The sequence below is a fragment of the Mesorhizobium sp. J428 genome (assembly GCF_024699925.1).
GTDB lineage: Bacteria > Pseudomonadota > Alphaproteobacteria > Rhizobiales > Rhizobiaceae > Mesorhizobium_A.
This window is the reverse complement of record NZ_JAJOMX010000001.1, coordinates 3,717,303-3,732,831: the sequence shown is the minus strand read 5'-3', so window position 1 is coordinate 3,732,831 and position 15,529 is coordinate 3,717,303. Positions and strand designations below refer to the sequence as shown.

Below are 15,529 nucleotides of genomic sequence, written 5' to 3'. Positions count from 1 at the left end.
GGTGGTCCCCCTCCGGAACGCCCGGCGCTCGATGATGATCAAGCACACCGATTGACATCTGTTTGGTACCTAGCATATTGATTAGGTACCAAACAGATTTGAGGTACTGCATTGGTCGACGAACGAGGAGCTTCGGGCCGCGAGCTGGTGGGAGCATGGGCCAAGCGGTGCTACTTCGCCGGCCGGGCGGTCATGGATTCCGTTCTGCGCCCCTACGATCTCGGCTCCGTCCAGTGGGCACGTGCTGTACCAGCTCGCAACGAGCGGGCCGACCATGCAGCGCGATCTCGTGCGGCTGCTCGAGATCGAGCGAGCGACAATGACCGGCATTGTCGCAACGCTGGTGCGCAAGGGGTTGGTTGCGCAAGAGGCCGATGAGGTCGACCAGCGGCAAAAGCTTCTCCGCATGACGGCCGCCGGCGCCAAGCTCTGGGGCGAGTTGCCGGATCTCAACTTTATTCGCTCAGTCGCGTTCGATGGCGTCGACGACGCCGAAATCGCAACCGCAATCAAGGTTCTCCAAACCGCGACACAGCGGCTCGAGACCCTTCTTCAGAAAGGAACCTATCCATGACCGTCCTGGTGACCGGCGCAACGGGTCTCGTCGGAGCCCGTCTGCTCCCCCGTCTTGTCGAAGCGGGCGTGAACTGCCGCGCGATCATGCGCAGCGGGAAAGAGGCGCCCGCCGGCGTAAGCACCATCGGAGCGGACCTTTTCGATCCTGACTCCCTCACGGAAGCGATGGAGGGCGTATCGGCGATCATCCATCTCGCAGCCGTTTTCCGGACGCCCGACACCGACCTGATCTGGAAGAGCAACCTCGAAGGCACGCGCAATCTCATCGCGGCGGCGCAGGCGCGAGCGCCCGAAGCGCGCTTCATCCTGGCGAGCACATCCAATGTCTATGACGCCAACAGTCCGCACCCGGGCCGGGAGGACGATGCCGCCGATCCTCAACAGGCTTACCCCGCCAGCAAGCTCGCTGCGGAGAAGGCGCTGCGCGAAAGCGGGCTGAACTGGTCCATCCAGCGGTTCGGCTTCGTCTATGGCGACAAGGACGGGCATCTGGAAGAACTGCCCCGTCATGTGACCAGCTTCAAAATGCATCCCGCCCAGCGGATGAGCCTGGTCCATCATCGCGACATCGCCACCGCCATGAGCCTGGCGCTGACCGGCGCGATGGACGGGCGCATCGTCAACATCGCCGATGAGGCTCCCACCTCTATCTATGAGCTTGTCGGGCTCGTTGGAGGCACGATGGAACCGTCCTCTGCCCCGCTCGACAATCCATGGCGCCTGCACATGGACGTCTCGCTTGCCCGGAAGCTTGGTTTCCAGCCGGTCGTGCGGACTGTCTATCAGGCCGTGCAGGAAAGGCTGATGTGAAGCCGCGCTTGGCAGGACCGCCGCCAGTTGAGCGACGGCGCCCAGGTCCGAGACATCGCATAAGCCGACAAGCGATCGGGATCACCGAAAGAGCCGCTCCTGGCATTGTTCACGGGAGCAGTCCCTCTCAAGGCATGGTCTAGCAACTATGCAGTCTGCATTCTGCCTACATATTCGCTGTACAGGCGTTGCTGGTTCATGACATCGCGCTTCGGAGCGATGCCAAACGTCCGGGAATATTCGCGGCTGAACTGGGACGCGCTTTCGTACCCGACCTGATAGGCGGCCTCGGTGACGCTTGCGTCCTCAGTCACCATCAGGCGCCGTGCCTCGAGAAGACGCAACTGCTTCTGGAACTGCAGCGGCGTCATCGAAGTCATCGCCTTGAAATGCTGATGGAACGACGAAAGGCTCATTCGCGCCACGTCCGCCAATTCCTCCATACGCAGCGTCCGGGCGATGTCCTCGTGCATGAGATGAAGGGCTTTCGCGATCCGCGCAGTGTTCGACTCGGGCTCGACCAGCTTGCAGAGTTCGCCGCCGTTCGGACCGCTCAAAAGCCAGTAGCAGATCTCGCGCATGACGGACGGAAAGAGGATCGGGATTGCCTGTGGCGTCTCGCACATCCGCAGAAGGCGGAAGACACACTCGGCCAAAGGCTCATCGACCGGCCGCACGAACAGGCACGGACCGGAACCGGTCGGGGGCGCCGGAGGCACTTCGAGCTGTTCCAGCACGTCGCGGATCATGGCCACGTCCAGCTCAAGGGTTAAGCCGGTATATGGCGCATCCGGGCTCGCCTCGACGATGTGCCCCGTCGCCGGCAGCGTCATGCCGACTGCCAGGCACTCCATTGTGCCGTAACGAATTGTGTCTTCCCCGAGGATGATTTCCTTCGCTCCCTGGAGCACGACGCAGATGGACGGCTTGTAAACCTGCCGCATCCGCATTCTTTCCTTGAAGGAGCGGACGATATTGAAGCCGCCAAGCGGCGTCGGGAACACGCCCTGCCCTCCACCCTGGGCCTCGATATAGGCGGTGACTGCCCCGAACAGCGATGGCGGCACACGCACCTCCGGAAGGTTTCAAGGCCAGCGCAGAACCCGACCCTCAATTGAAAACATATCGCCAACTGCAGGATTGGGCAAGTTTTTCGAGGCCTTCCGCATCCTGATCGTCCGCCATTCAATACGCCGGGATTGCGCAGGCGCTGTGCCGATCAGAGCACTGATCCAATGCGCATGCCCGCCGGTATGCCGACAACAAGTCCGCACCAAATCATGCCGTCATCTCGGCCGAACGCCACGCTACGGCACGTCGCCTGCGAGAAGTGATGACGCGCTGTATTTCGCTCGTACCGTGGCATCCCAAGCCGTCTCACCTGGGAAGAGCTCGCTCAAAAAATCGATAAATGCCTTGACGTTGGGGCTTGCCCGGCGACTTTCGGGCCAGACTGCGGTGATCGTGGAGCGCGGCGCGATATAGTCCTGCAGAAGCGGGACAAGCTTCCCCCTATCGACATAACTCGCGACGACGTAATTGGGCGAAATTCCAATACCGCCTCCGGCGGCCAGGATCGCCGCGACCGCGTCGCTGACGTCTGTGATAATGGCCGCATCCGGCAAGATGTCGAAGGTGCGATCGCCTTGCGAAAAAGACCAGCGCAGGGCCTGCCCCGAGCTTTGGAAACGAAAATTCACGCAATCATGGTCGTCGAGATCGGCGGGACTCCGCGGTGTTCCGCGCCGCGCCAGATAATCTGGAGATGCGAACGCGCAGACATTGTGCGGCGCGAGTGATCGCGAGATCAGGCGGGAGTCGGCGAGATCTCCAACGCGGATGGCTACGTCGATGCCCTCCTCGATCAAGTCGGCGAAGCGGTCACCCAGCCTCAGATCGATCGAAAGCTTTGGATGGCGCGCCCTGAAGCGCGGCAGGGCCGGTGCCAGAATATGCACCCCGATAGGCAGGGGCGCGGTGACCTTCAGAACGCCGGCTGGCTCGGCCCGGGCGGCGAGCGCAGCTTGCTCGATTGCTTCCGCCTCGCGCAGCAGGCGAAGAGTGCGTTCGTGAAGGTCCCGTCCTTCCGGCGTGAGGGTTAACGAGCGGGTCGTCCGGCTGAACAGGCGCACGCCGAGGTGACGCTCCAGGCGTTGCACGCTCTTGCTGATCGCAGAGGGCGAGACGCCCAAAGTTCGCGCCGCCGCGGTGTAGCTGCCCACCGAGCCGGCACGCGCGAAGGCAATCAGGCCGGTAAGGCGGTCGAGAGTGATTTGTTCCATCGCGGAATAATTAAAGCGAATACGGCCCAGATTATCAAGCTACGCTCTTCTTCGTAGGGTCATTTCAGCTGCGCTCGTTGTGCGCTCCAAACAAGGCCCGGCGCATGAATGAAACGCTCAAGGATCGCTCCGTCGTCATCTTCGGAGGCACCTCCGGCATCGGGCTGTCGACAGCCCAGCAAGCCAAGGCGGCGGGCGCAACGGTGATCGTGATTGGCTTCGATGCCATCGGTGCCGAGCGGATCGCCGCCGAGAACGGCTTCGCCGGCTGGCGTGCCGCCGATGTGACCAAGCCCGAAACCACTGCGGCTGCACTCGCGGAGATCGATCGCGTCGATCATTTGGTGCTCCTGGCCGGCACCTTCGTCGCCGGCACGATTCTGGAGGCTGACGTCGGGCATCTGAGGCGAGCGTTCGATGAGCGCATTTGGGCAGCGGTCCATGCACTTCGCGCGCTGGGCGACCGGCTCGACGCCGCTGGGTCGGTGACCTTCATCTCGGGCGCTCTGTCCGACCGTCCGACCGCTTACGGCACAGCGGTGCTGGCTGCCGCCTCGGCAGCGATGGAGGCGCTCGGCCGCGGCCTGGCGCTGGAAATGGCGCCTCGCCGCTTCAATACAATCGCGCCCGGCACGACCGATACGCCGCTGCTCGCCCGCGCCCTGGGGGACGGCCGCCAAGCATATGTCGAGGCACTGAAGGAAAAGCTCCCCCTTCATCGGCTCGGCACGCCGCACGAAGTCGGAGCCGCCGTCGTCTTTCTCATGAGCAACGGCTTCATGAATGGCGAGGTCCTGCACGTCGACGGCGCTTCCCGCCTGGTCTGATCTTGTTAGGGGATTTGTTATGCCAAGCCTTCCCGACCCGATTCGGCCTGACGCCATGACGTCCCCCAACCGCATCCTTATGGCGCCGATGACTCGTGCTCGAGGCATGCGCGCCCTCTTGCCCGACGCTCGTGGAACGTGGTTCACACTAGGACCGGAGAGCTATGTAGACTACCCTTTCATGGGAGGCGCCGCTGAGGCGCGCGCTCTGCACCCCTGAAACAGGAATTCCGCAACCGACAGTCCGGCGCCGCTGGTGGCCCGAGGCTGCCGCTCGACCCGCACAACAAGAGGCAATAGACAAATGTCGATCGATGAGCCCGATTTTAACGCGCTGCTTGGCAGCAATCTCGCACGCGTCTTTAATGAACGCGATAGCGCTCGACGCGAAGCGGCGATCGGCGAACTGTTCGTTGCGAATCCCATCATGTACGAGCCAGACGCTGTCCTGGAGGGTCGCGCGGCAATCTCCGCCGTCGCCGGTGCTCTTCTGGAACGGTTCGGCCCCGACTTCCGCTTCACGCCTGTCGGCAACGCGGTCGGGCATCACGGCATGGGTGTATTGCACTGGGAAGCCGGCCCCCAAGGCGGACCGGTTGCCGTCACGGGAGCTGATATGGCCGAAGTCGTCGACGGGAGAATTTCGCGCCTCTGGGTATTGCTCAATAGAACAAGCGGCTAGGGCAAGGTGAGCATGCGGCAAGGCAAACGTCGCCCATCGGAAAGCGCGGATTCAGGGGCGGCAGTGGCGAATCCGCCATGGCACAGATGAAGACCCGCAAACCTGCCGCCCGAAACCGGCCGGAGACGAGGCTGGCTGTCTGTTAATTTACGCCGCCAGCTGTGCCAAAGGCCTTTGACGACGGACAGTTTGGGGGCCCTTGCGTTGACGCGGCGCCCCCAATCCGGCGTGAACCCGATATTGCCTGGGCAGTCGTTTGCCCGGCACCGCGAAGTCGACCTTTCGAAACGGCTGTCTGACAACGTGCCTGGAGGCTCGTCGGCTCTCGGTCTCCTGAGCAATGGGCACTTCGATGCCTGAGCCGAGGCCTATTCCTTCACGGCACCGGTCATGGACGAGACGTAGTGCTCCACGAAGAAGGAATAGAGGATCACGACCGGCAGAGAACCGATAAGCGCTCCGGCCATCAGCGCCCCCCACTCGTAGACGTCGGAACGTACGAGCTCCGTCAGCACGCCGACGGGCACGGTCTTGTTCTCCGACGACTGGATGAACGTCAGCGCGTAGATAAACTCATTCCACGACAGCGTGAAGGCGAAGATGCCGGCCGAGATCAGCCCCGGCACCGACAGCGGCAGGATGATCTTGGTCAGAATCTGCCAGCGACTTGCGCCGTCTATCAGCGCGCATTCTTCCAACTCGAACGGAATCGAGCGGAAATAGCCCATCAGCAGCCAGGTGCAGAACGGCACCAGGAAAGTGGGATATGTCAGGATCAGCGCGAAAGGCGTGTCGTAGAGACCAAGTTTGAACACCATCACGGAGAGCGGAATGAACAAGATCGAGGGCGGCACCAGATAGGCGAGGAAGATTGCCAGCCCCACTTGCCGCGACCCGGAAAAGCGCAGCCGCTCGATCGCATATGCGGCGAACACCGCGGCAAGCAACGACAGGAAGGTCGAGGCGACCGAGATCACGATCGTGTTCAGCAGCCAGCCTGGATAGGAGGTGTCGAACAGCAGGTAACGGATATGTTCCAGCGTGGGGCCGACCACCCAAAACGGGCTGTAGTCGTTGAAATTGGTCATCTGCTCGTTCGGCTTCACCGCCGTGATCGCCATCCAATAGAACGGGAACAGCAGCACAAAGACGAAGATGGCAAGCGGCACGTAGATAGTGACGACGCGGCGCGGCATGCTTTGCAGATAACCCATGCCTCCATCGTCGCCCTGGTTGGGGGAGCGAGTCTCAGTCACAGCCATTCTAGTCGCCTCCGCCCTGCTGCCAGCGCCGGCGCTGCAGCCCGAAATAGCTGAACAGGATGGCGGCCAGCAGGAAGGGGATCATCGCCACTGCGATCGCCGCGCCTTCGCCGAGCTGGCCGCCGGAGATGCCGCGCTGGAAGGAAAGCGTCGCCATCAGATGGGTAGCGTTGACCGGACCGCCGCGCGTCAGCACATAGATGAGCTGGAAGTCGGTGAACGTGAACAGGACCGAGAAGGTCATCGTTATGGCGATGATCGGAGTGAGCAGCGGCAGCGTCACCCAGCGGAACAGTTGCCAGCGGCTGGCGCCGTCAATCGTCGCGGCCTCGTAGAGCGACTGCGGAATGGTCTGCAGGCCGGCGAGCAGCGTGATCGCCACGAAAGGGATGCCGCGCCAGACATTGGCGGCGATGACGGCGGCCCGGGCGTTGTTCGGGTCGCCCAGGAAGTTGATGCGGTGGTCGATCAGTCCGAGTTCGATCAGTGCCCATGAGATGATCGAGAACTGCGAATCGTAAATCCACCAGAAGGCGATCGCCGACAGCACGGTGGGCACCACCCAGGGCAAAAGCACAATTGCCCGGAAGAAGGACTTCAGCGGCAGGTTCTCGTTGAGGATCAAGGCGAGCCAGAGACCGAGCGCGAATTTCAGGATCGACGCGGTGATCGTGTAGAGAAGCGTGTTGAACACCGAGAGCCAGAAGATCGAGTCGTCCCAGAGATATTCGTAGTTCTCCAGCCCGATGAAGATGCCCTCGCGGCCGACGCGGGTGTCGGTGAAACCAAGCCAGACGCCCAGCCCCAGCGGGTAGGTCAGGAAGACGATCAGCAGCACCGCCGCCGGCAGCATGAACCACATGGCCAGGAAGCCGCGGCTCTCGGAGAGCCGAGAACGGCTTACCGGAATTGGTTTTGCAGCGGTGACGGCGGTAGCCATGGCCACTCCTCAATCTGACACGCTCCAACCGGCCTCACTTGGCGCCCTCCCTTGATTCACGAGGGAGGGCGGGAGGCGCCGCAGCAACGGGTCGAACCTTCCCTGTCCATGGGAGGGATGCTCTTGACGCGGTAACGCAGAGTTAGGTTCAGCCTGACGCCTACACCCGATAATACCTGTTGGCGCGCTTCTCGGCCTTTTCCATTGCCTCCTGCGGAGTCGCCGCCCCTGTGACCGCTTCTGCGCATGTCGACCAGGACGTAGTCGGCCATGGTGGCGGCAGACGCATAGCCGAGCGGGCCGGCATAGCCATTCGGGCGCAGCGTCTCGGAAGCGCGAGAATAGGCAGCGGCGTTCGGGTCGGCACTCCAGACCGGATTGTCGGCATAGGCCTTCAGCGACTGGCAACAATAGCCGAGCGACTTCTCGATCCAGTCGGCCATCTGTTCCTTCTCGAACATGAATTTGAGATAGGCCTTCGCGGCGTTCGGATAGGGCGTGTAGTTGAAGATCACTGCCGTTGTGGTCTGATGCAGCTCGACCGACTGGCCGACGGGGCCGATCGGCAGGTTGGTAGTGCGGATGTCCTTCGCGATCTCAGCCAGCTTCGGATCGCTATCCTTGTTGATCTGGGCGGTTCGGTAGGCCGAGATGCCGTTGGCGATGACGCCGAGTTCGCCCGCCAGGAACGCGCGATTGTTGTTGACGTCGAGCCAGCTTTCGGTGCCGGGGATGAAAGTCTTGTACAGCTCCATGGCATATTCGATCGATTTGGCGGTCTCAGGGCTGTTGATCGCCACCTTGCCGCTCTCATCGACCATCTTGCCGCCATGGCTCCACAGCAGCCAGTGGGCGTAATTGTTACCGTCGCCAACGCCGTGGCCATGCGTGAAGCCGGCGGGATGGCCGATCTTCTGCAGCGCCTTGCAGAGTTCGAGGAAGCCCGCCGTGTCCTTGGGGAATTCGGAGAAGCCGGCTTCCTTTACCCAGCTCTCTCGATAGACGATGGCATTGCCGATCGCCGCCAGCGGCAGGCCGATGAACTTGCCGTCCCTGGTGGCGTAGCCCTTGCCCCCTTCGTACCAGCCACCGTACTTGCCGCCGAGATAGTCGGCGAGATCGGTGACATCCATGAGCTTGTCGGGATACTGGTGGGCATCGTCGAACCACACCCACATGATATCCGGGCCGGAGCCCACATTGGCCGCCACTGCGGCCTTGGGACGGATATCCTCCCAGCTCTCCTTGTCGATGCGCACCTGCACGCCGGTCGCCTCGGTGAACTTCTTGGTGTTGGCGATCCAGGAATCTTCGTCGCCCTGAACGAAGGGCGACCAGCGCAGCACGCGAAGCGACGCGCCCGGCTCAGGCGTATAGTTGGGTTCGGCCTGTGCGAAGGCCGGCCGCCCAATCAACTGACTGCCGACCAACCCTGCGGCCGCGCCGGCGCCGGTGCGGATGATGTCACGTCTGGTGAATCTCATCGTCTTGTCTCCTCCTTTGGCGATGTGTCAGTTCTGCTTTGCCGAAAACTCCCGCCGCCGCTCAGGCGGCAAGCCTCTGCCCCCCTTCCGCGTCGAAAAGATGCACGAGCCGCGGCTCCGCATCGAGATGGATCACGTCGCCCGGCCGCAATTCGTGACGCTCTCGAAAGTTGGCGACGACCTCATCGCCGCCAGGCGTGCGCCCGATGACCTGCAGTTCCGAGCCGGTCGGCTCGACCACGGCAACGGTGACCGGCAAGCCGCTTTCGGCAAGCCGCAAATGCTCGGGGCGCACGCCGAGCACGACGGCGTCGCCGGGCGCCGCGGGCGTCGAACCATCTAGCGGCAATCGGATACCGCCGGCGCCGTGGAAGGCGGGCGCACCGTCAGCGCCGATGCTGCCCTTCAGCAGATTCATCGCGGGCGAGCCGATAAAACTCGCAACGAACAGGTTGCCGGGCCGGTCGTAAAGTTCGAGAGGCTTGCCGATCTGCTCGACGATGCCGTCATGCATCACGACGATCTTGTCGGCCATCGTCATGGCCTCGATCTGATCGTGCGTGACATAGACCGTGGTGGTCTTCAGCCGTTGGTGCAGTTCCTTGATCTCGGCACGCATGGCGACGCGCAATTTCGCGTCGAGGTTGGATAGCGGCTCGTCGAAGAGAAACACCTGAGGGTCGCGGACGATGGCGCGGCCCATGGCGACCCGCTGCCTTTGGCCACCTGACAGCTGTCGCGGATAGCGATCGAGTAGCGGCGTGAGGCCGAGGATCTCGGCGGCACGCCGCACGCGCTCCTCCCTCTCGGCCTTGGGCGCATTCTTGAGCATCAGCGAGAAGGCCATGTTCTCGCCGACCGTCATGTGCGGATAGAGCGCGTAGTTCTGGAACACCATGGCTATGTCGCGCTCTTTCGGCGCGACGTGGTTGACGACACGGCCGCCGATGGCGATCTCGCCCCCGCTGATGCCTTCGAGACCAGCGATCATCCGAAGCAAAGTCGACTTGCCGCAGCCCGACGGGCCTACCAGCGTGACGAACTCGCCATCGTCGATATCGACGCTGACGCCATGCAGGATTTCGACCGAACCGAAGGATTTATAGACGTTGCGGATCGCAACCGAAGCCAAGAGTTCCTCCCAAGTAGCCCTTGTCCGGCTCGCCCCCTCCGCACGCACCGGTGGGAGACGGTAGCTGGCGAGAGAGGACGTGTAAACCCGTGGATCCTGCAACCGAGCTTCGACCCGGCGCAAGGTGCCGAAGGAACGGCAGCCGGGCACGCGTGATGGATCTTTTGTTATGGGCTTAACGGTGGGAGGTAACCCCAGTGGTTCGTTTGAACCATAAAGAGTTCAACACGCTTTTGATCCAGCCTATTAGGGGTGAACTCAGAGCTCAGACTTGGCATAGGTCGCGAGATGACCTGATCACAATTCACACCGAAACCGGACCGTCCGATTACGGCATCAAGGCGATCCAGAGCCACACCTATACCTTCTTAAGTCCGGCTGGCTTTACTGCAGCGTCGATCTTCCGGACGGCTTCCGCCAGATCACGAAGATACATCTTCCCGGTGATCTGGTCGGCATGCCGAGCATGGCGTGCGACCTCGCCGCCGACACGATCCAGGCAGCCACAGACGCAGTAGTGGAGGTTCTGCCTCTGAGCGTCTTTGCAAAGGTCTTCCACGAGCACCCGCGACTGGCGGCCATGCTCTTCATGTGGGCGCAGGAAGAGCGCGTCCACCTCATGCGCCGTCTCAGTCTCGTCGGAAAGATGAAAGGACCGCAGCGGATCGCGGCGCTTCTCCTCGATTTATACGAAAGGGTCCTCATCGGGGGCACTGAGACCGGCAGAAGTTTCAACATTCCGCTCACCCAGCCGGAACTGGCCGACGGGACCGGGATGACGACGGTCCACGCGAACCGCAGCCTCAAAGACTTGCGGGATTCTGGCATCCTCACCGTTCGAGGCGGCCGAGTGACTATCCAAGACATAGACAAGCTGCGAGCTATCGCGAACGCCGCGCCCAGGCTTCGGCGACACACGAACTGGCTTTAGGACGTTGGTCGCTCCGGGTCGGTCTTACCGAGAAGGCGGATCGCCATAGCAGCGAGACGGACAAGTCGGATTTCCACGACAGTGCCCCCGAGAAGGATGCCGAGTGTCAGGTTGAAGATTATCACGCAGGCGCTCTGCGATGCATTCAACGGCGCACCAATCCACCTCATCCTACCCGACCGAGCCCGGCGCCACATCCGGTTCTGCGCGACACGGAATATCGCTGCGGTGCTGTCACCTTATGTTTTGCGGGAAGAGCCCTTCCTCGCCGATGAAGGGTTCTTTTCGAGGCTCTTCTTCAAGGCGTCCATGAGACTGACGACGTTAGACGCACCTTCCGCCTCTGCGCCGGCCTTGGCTTTCGGCGCGACCTTTCCCCTGCGCTTCTTGGCCGCGACAATGTCCTGCAACTTCTGCTGGACGGGATCTTGGACCATTTTGGGATTCCACGGCTTCGAGCGCTCCTCGATCAGATCGCCCACCATGTTCAACAGTTTCGAATCCGCCCGGGCCGGGTCGATGTCCTTGAAGAACTCGGCCGGATCCCTCACTTCATCTCCGTAGCGCAGCGTCCACAGGACGATGCCGTTGCCGCGCGGTTCAAGCAGAACCGCCCTCTCTCGCCGATTCAGAACCAGACGGGAGATACCGAGGACGTCCTTCTCTTTCATGGCCTCGCGGATGACGGCAAAGGCCTCCTCTCCGACCTTGTCCGACGGCACGACGTAGTAGGGGCTGTCGTACCAGATCCAAGGGATGGAATCGGCTGGCACGAAGCTGTCGATGTCGATCATGCGCGCACTTTCGAGTGCCACCGCCTCCAGTTCCTCGTCCTCGAAGGTGACGAACTTCCCCTCCTCCGTCTCGTATCCTTTCACTTCGTGCCGGACGACCTTTCCAGTCTCGGCGTCGACATATTGGCTGCGCACGCGCCGGCCACTCTTGCGGTTGATCGTATGGAAGCGAATCTTCTCGCTCTCCGACGTCGCGGGCGTCAGCGTTACGGGACAGTTTACCAGCGACAGCTTGAGGTAGCCTCTCCAGAAAGCATTGCGCGCCATGGTCCTTCCTCACGCCGCCTTCTTCCCCGAGCCCGGACGTTTGCCGGCCGACTTGCGCGGTTGCCTATCCGCGATCTTCGCGCTTTCTCGCAGCGCCTCCATCAGATCGACGACCTTGCCGGGCTTCGATTTCTTCGGTGCCTTGATCGGCCGCCCCTCGATCTTGGCGCGGACGAGTTCAGCAAGTGCAGCGTCGTAACGATCATCAAAGCTGGATGGATCGAAATTCCCAGCCATCGTGCCGATGATGTGGCCAGCAAGATCGAGCATGTCCTTTTTGATTTTGACAGCGGGGATGTCGTCGAACGCCTCTTTGGCGGAGCGCACTTCGTAATCGAAGTTCAATGTGTTGGCGACAACGCCGTTGCCGAAGGGACGGATCATCAGCTTGCGGACACGTCGGAAGAGAATTGCTTCTCCGAGTGCTGCGACCTTCTTCTTCTTCATCCCCTCGCGTATTAGGTCAAATGCCTCCTCCGCGACCTTGTCGACGGGAGCAAGATAATATGGCTTGTCGAAATAGACGGTATCGACCTCCCGGCATGGAATGAAGGCTTCGATGCGGATGGTCTTGTCGCTCTCGGGAATCGCGGCGTCGATCTCCTCCTGCTCGAGGATGACGAAATCGCCCTGGTCGGTCTCATAGCCCTTGACCTGGTCGTCGCGCTCCACCGGCTTGCCGGACTTTTCGTCGACGAACTCGCGCCTCACCCGATTGCCGGTGTCCTTATTGACCGTGTGAAAGCGTGTGCGCTCAGCGGTCGAAGCTCCCGAATATAGCGCGACCTGACAGGTGATCTCGTCGAGCTTGAGATGGCCTTTCCACTGCGCTCTGGGGCGTGTCACGCCAATACTCCTTTATCGATGCCGGACAACGCCGGACGACGCGTCCGGGTTCCGCATCTGCGCCGCCGCTGCCCTCGGTCTTTGCAGAAGAAATGTCGGGGTGATGGAACCTTCATCCGCGCGCGCTGTTCCAGTCCGGTCGATCACGCGGGTGTGATTGCAGAGGAGGTTGTTCAAATGGCAAAGGAAAAGACGCTTGAGGACCTGTTCCTCGATACGTTGAAGGACATCTACTACGCTGAACGCAAGATCCTGAAGGCGCTGCCGAAGATGGCGCGCGGGGCAAAGTCAGACAAGTTGAAGGCGGCGTTCGAAAAACATCGCGACGAGACGGAAGGACAAGTCGAGCGTCTCCAGCAGGTGTTCGAAATTTTCGGAAAACGCGCCCAGGGCAAGACCTGCCCGGCGATCGACGGCATCATCGAGGAAGGCGAGGAAATCCTCGAGGAGTTCAAGGATACGCCGGCTCTCGATGCCGGTCTGGTCTCCGCTGCGCAGGCCGTCGAGCACTACGAGATTACCCGCTATGGAACGCTGCGCAGATGGGCGGAGATGCTCGGAAAGCCCGAGGCAGCCAAGCTTTTCGAGGACACGCTGAAGGAAGAGAAGGCGACCGACGGCAACCTTACCGACTTCGCGGAGAACGCCGCCAACAAGAAGGCTCTGATGGCTGCCGAATAGGAGGATGTCATGACCGCGCAAGGAGATCGAGCCCACAGGCCGCCGGCCAGGCAGGATGCGGATGCCCAGGACGAGTTCTCACGGGAAGCCGCCGGGAGTCGGCCTCCCGGTGACGGGGCATGGCTGACGAGCACGAGCGACGAAAAAGCCGGCAAACGTGCGACGCCCAGTCCCGCGCCCCAGAAGACGTCCGGCCTTGGTCCTGCCATTGCCGAGCGTTCCAAGGACGCAAAGGCCCCAAGGAGCGGGCGTCAGCCCGGCGCCTATGTTAAGGAGTGAGCCGGACGTGTCCGGCGGCGGGCCCACCGCCGCCGGCGCGCGAGATCGGGACAGCTGGTCGTGCAACGGCATCCTCTTCCGATCGGCGGATTTCCTGTCTCGGCCGCCGGGCTTCTACGTCGTCCTGCTTGCCATGCTCGCCTGCACGGCGTTGGTGCCATTCGGCTGGACGGACGTCGTCACATACGCGCTGTCGGTCGCGGCGATCATCATCACCGGCGTGGTCCTTATCCAAGGCTACCGAGACACCGCCGCCATCCACGCAAAGCTCGACGAGATCATTCTAAGGCTGAGCGAGACGCGTAACGACGTCATCGGCCTTGAGCACGCCGATCCGGACGAAATCGCGGCGCGTATCCGCAAGATTGAGGACGAAGCCAGATGCGCCGCGCCTGACCTGCGAGATCGGGATCAATCGCAGCAGCCAGAGGTCCGACCTCTTCGATGAGTTCGCCGACAGGAATCTTCAGTTCCATCGCCATCGTCGTGAGGTTGAACGCGTGGGTTCCAAAAGGTAGCCCCGCAAGCGCCGGATCACGTACGTGACTGGCGACGGGAGATAGAGACGCTCACCAAGGCGTCAAACGGGCCGGCGGACCATTGTCCCTATGCCGCTGCCCCAATGCCTTGATCCCCGCCACCTTGGTCGGTTGATCGCAACGCCTCCAGGATTTCCTCGACAGTCGCGATTCCTGCGAAGAACAGCGACGCGATCCGCTCAGCTGCAAAGGACCTGCTGTCCTCGTCGATAATTCCTCGCTCACGGCAGTAGATGCCGAGCGCCTCGGTCATGATGTCTATGTCACATTGATCGGCAAAACCGGTGAATGGCATCGCACCCGTTCCCTTTGCCTGTGCGGGACGAAAGCGTAGTGCCCTTTTCAGCCGCCCCGGAACCAAGCGTGCGCGGGCAATGTCACTAGCATGATACCGTATCGCTACAATCGCGAGTCATTTCTATGACGACGCGCGCTAACGTAAGGGCATTTCACGCTTACCGATCGGCGCATCGCGCTGCGTCAGCATCCCACCTCAAAGCCATCGCACAGCAGTTTCGCAACCAGGGAATGGCAGACGTACTCGGAGCACACCGAGGAACCTGGGCAGACATGGTTCCACGTTACAACTGGTGCTTGGAACCTGGCTCGCGGTCTCCGCTGTGCGTGAGTCCGCTCACAAGCAACAGACCGCCGGCGAGGTAGACGACGGCACCAACCGCCAGCATGACAACGCCGCCGAGCTGCTGGTCCTGGCCAGCATCGAGCACGATGCCGAAGCAGGTGACGTCACCGGCGCCGTAGAGCGGACGTGGGCTAAGCGCCAGCAGCGCACCGAGCAGCGTCATGTGGATCGAGGTCAGCAGAAGCGCCGCCGCGCCCGACGCCGCATGCATCCGTTCGCCCGGCGCGGCAAAGCTGGTCGACCAGAGCAGCACACCGACGACAAGGAATGAAATCTGCTCGGCGACCGTAACAGCCATCGAAGCTTCGGCGGCGGCGCGCATGGCGGGCGCGTGCCAGCCCCATACCGCGAACAGTTCGACGAGCGACGCCACCACCGGCAGCGCGGCAGGCATGGACGGGCCGAAGCGCCATGCAGTCGGCAGGCCAAGCGCAATCAGCGGCGCGGCGATCGCGACGATGCCCATATGCGCCACCATGCCTGCCAGAAGGGACTCCCGCCAGGACCCGAGCAACGGCCCGAGCCACACGAGGGCAAGAACGAGAAGACCGGCA

The 15,529-nt window shown here is 62.0% G+C and carries 16 protein-coding genes and 2 pseudogenes; 8 read left to right on the top strand and 10 right to left on the bottom strand.

Going from position 1 to position 15,529, the window contains the following annotated elements; all coding sequences use genetic code 11:
- Positions 1-274 precede the first annotated feature (274 nt).
- Both LRS09_RS18650 and LRS09_RS18645 read left to right on the top strand, forming a co-directional pair.
- Entirely contained in the window at positions 275-574 is a 300-nt protein-coding gene (locus LRS09_RS18650) for a MarR family winged helix-turn-helix transcriptional regulator (protein WP_257808346.1), read from the top strand.
- On the top strand, positions 571-1,386 hold the full coding sequence (locus LRS09_RS18645; protein ID WP_257808345.1) for an NAD(P)-dependent oxidoreductase: 816 nt from the start codon (positions 571-573) through the stop codon (positions 1,384-1,386). The genes LRS09_RS18650 and LRS09_RS18645 overlap by 4 nt, the downstream gene beginning before the upstream one ends.
- A gap of 146 nt (positions 1,387-1,532) precedes the next feature.
- Here the strand turns inward: LRS09_RS18645 and LRS09_RS18640 are convergent, their stop codons facing one another.
- Together LRS09_RS18640 and LRS09_RS18635 are read right to left on the bottom strand one after the other, a co-directional pair.
- Positions 1,533-2,453, bottom strand: coding sequence for an AraC family transcriptional regulator (locus LRS09_RS18640; RefSeq protein ID WP_257808344.1), 921 nt, complete (start codon positions 2,451-2,453; stop codon positions 1,533-1,535).
- A 240-nt stretch (positions 2,454-2,693) separates the two neighbouring features.
- Positions 2,694-3,668 carry a LysR family transcriptional regulator gene (locus LRS09_RS18635; RefSeq protein WP_257808343.1) on the bottom strand — a complete coding sequence of 325 codons (975 nt, stop codon included), beginning with the start codon at positions 3,666-3,668 and terminating at the stop codon, positions 2,694-2,696.
- A gap of 104 nt (positions 3,669-3,772) precedes the next feature.
- Between LRS09_RS18635 and LRS09_RS18630 the strand changes: the two genes are divergently transcribed.
- Both LRS09_RS18630 and LRS09_RS18625 read left to right on the top strand, forming a co-directional pair.
- On the top strand, positions 3,773-4,495 hold the full coding sequence (locus LRS09_RS18630) for an SDR family oxidoreductase (protein ID WP_257808341.1): 723 nt from the start codon (positions 3,773-3,775) through the stop codon (positions 4,493-4,495).
- A 304-nt stretch (positions 4,496-4,799) separates the two neighbouring features.
- Entirely contained in the window at positions 4,800-5,177 is a 378-nt protein-coding gene (locus LRS09_RS18625) for a nuclear transport factor 2 family protein (RefSeq protein WP_257808340.1), read from the top strand.
- 368 nt (positions 5,178-5,545) lie between these two features.
- Here the strand turns inward: LRS09_RS18625 and LRS09_RS18620 are convergent, their stop codons facing one another.
- From LRS09_RS18620 to LRS09_RS18605, 4 genes and pseudogenes are all read right to left on the bottom strand, one after another.
- Positions 5,546-6,439 (bottom strand): carbohydrate ABC transporter permease, encoded by an 894-nt coding sequence (locus LRS09_RS18620; protein WP_374684859.1) that lies wholly within the window; start codon positions 6,437-6,439, stop codon positions 5,546-5,548.
- Between the two features lies 1 nt (position 6,440).
- Positions 6,441-7,301 carry a carbohydrate ABC transporter permease gene (locus LRS09_RS18615; RefSeq protein ID WP_257810255.1) on the bottom strand — a complete coding sequence of 287 codons (861 nt, stop codon included), beginning with the start codon at positions 7,299-7,301 and terminating at the stop codon, positions 6,441-6,443.
- A 238-nt stretch (positions 7,302-7,539) separates the two neighbouring features.
- Positions 7,540-8,863 (bottom strand): annotated as a pseudogene (locus LRS09_RS18610) (ABC transporter substrate-binding protein).
- A 61-nt stretch (positions 8,864-8,924) separates the two neighbouring features.
- Positions 8,925-9,995, bottom strand: a complete 1,071-nt coding sequence (locus tag LRS09_RS18605) for a sn-glycerol-3-phosphate ABC transporter ATP-binding protein UgpC (RefSeq protein ID WP_308240315.1) — start codon at positions 9,993-9,995, stop codon at positions 8,925-8,927.
- 340 nt (positions 9,996-10,335) lie between these two features.
- Here LRS09_RS18605 and LRS09_RS18600 point away from each other — a divergent pair.
- Positions 10,336-10,548, top strand: a pseudogene (locus LRS09_RS18600) (Crp/Fnr family transcriptional regulator); the annotation flags it as partial.
- Positions 10,549-10,575: 27 nt separating this feature from the next.
- Positions 10,576-10,926, top strand: coding sequence for a helix-turn-helix domain-containing protein (locus tag LRS09_RS18595; RefSeq protein WP_308240362.1), 351 nt, complete (start codon positions 10,576-10,578; stop codon positions 10,924-10,926).
- Positions 10,927-11,165: 239 nt separating this feature from the next.
- Here the strand turns inward: LRS09_RS18595 and LRS09_RS18590 are convergent, their stop codons facing one another.
- Together LRS09_RS18590 and LRS09_RS18585 are read right to left on the bottom strand one after the other, a co-directional pair.
- On the bottom strand, positions 11,166-11,987 hold the full coding sequence (locus LRS09_RS18590; RefSeq protein ID WP_257808339.1) for a Ku protein: 822 nt from the start codon (positions 11,985-11,987) through the stop codon (positions 11,166-11,168).
- Between the two features lie 9 nt (positions 11,988-11,996).
- Positions 11,997-12,833, bottom strand: a complete 837-nt coding sequence (locus tag LRS09_RS18585; RefSeq protein WP_257808338.1) for a Ku protein — start codon at positions 12,831-12,833, stop codon at positions 11,997-11,999.
- Between the two features lie 177 nt (positions 12,834-13,010).
- On the opposite strand from LRS09_RS18585, the gene LRS09_RS18580 reads away from it, so the two are divergent.
- Entirely contained in the window at positions 13,011-13,514 is a 504-nt protein-coding gene (locus tag LRS09_RS18580; protein WP_257808337.1) for a ferritin-like domain-containing protein, read from the top strand.
- Between the two features lie 412 nt (positions 13,515-13,926).
- On the top strand, positions 13,927-14,241 hold the full coding sequence (locus LRS09_RS18575) for a low affinity iron permease family protein (protein WP_257810252.1): 315 nt from the start codon (positions 13,927-13,929) through the stop codon (positions 14,239-14,241).
- Between the two features lie 158 nt (positions 14,242-14,399).
- Here the strand turns inward: LRS09_RS18575 and LRS09_RS18570 are convergent, their stop codons facing one another.
- Together LRS09_RS18570 and LRS09_RS18565 are read right to left on the bottom strand one after the other, a co-directional pair.
- Positions 14,400-14,627: a hypothetical protein gene (locus tag LRS09_RS18570; RefSeq protein ID WP_257808336.1), complete on the bottom strand. Its 228-nt coding sequence runs from the start codon at positions 14,625-14,627 to the stop codon at positions 14,400-14,402.
- 286 nt (positions 14,628-14,913) lie between these two features.
- Complete coding sequence (locus LRS09_RS18565) at positions 14,914-15,504, bottom strand: cytochrome c oxidase assembly protein (protein ID WP_374684927.1); 591 nt, start codon at positions 15,502-15,504, stop codon at positions 14,914-14,916.
- Between the last annotated feature and the right edge of the window lie 25 nt (positions 15,505-15,529).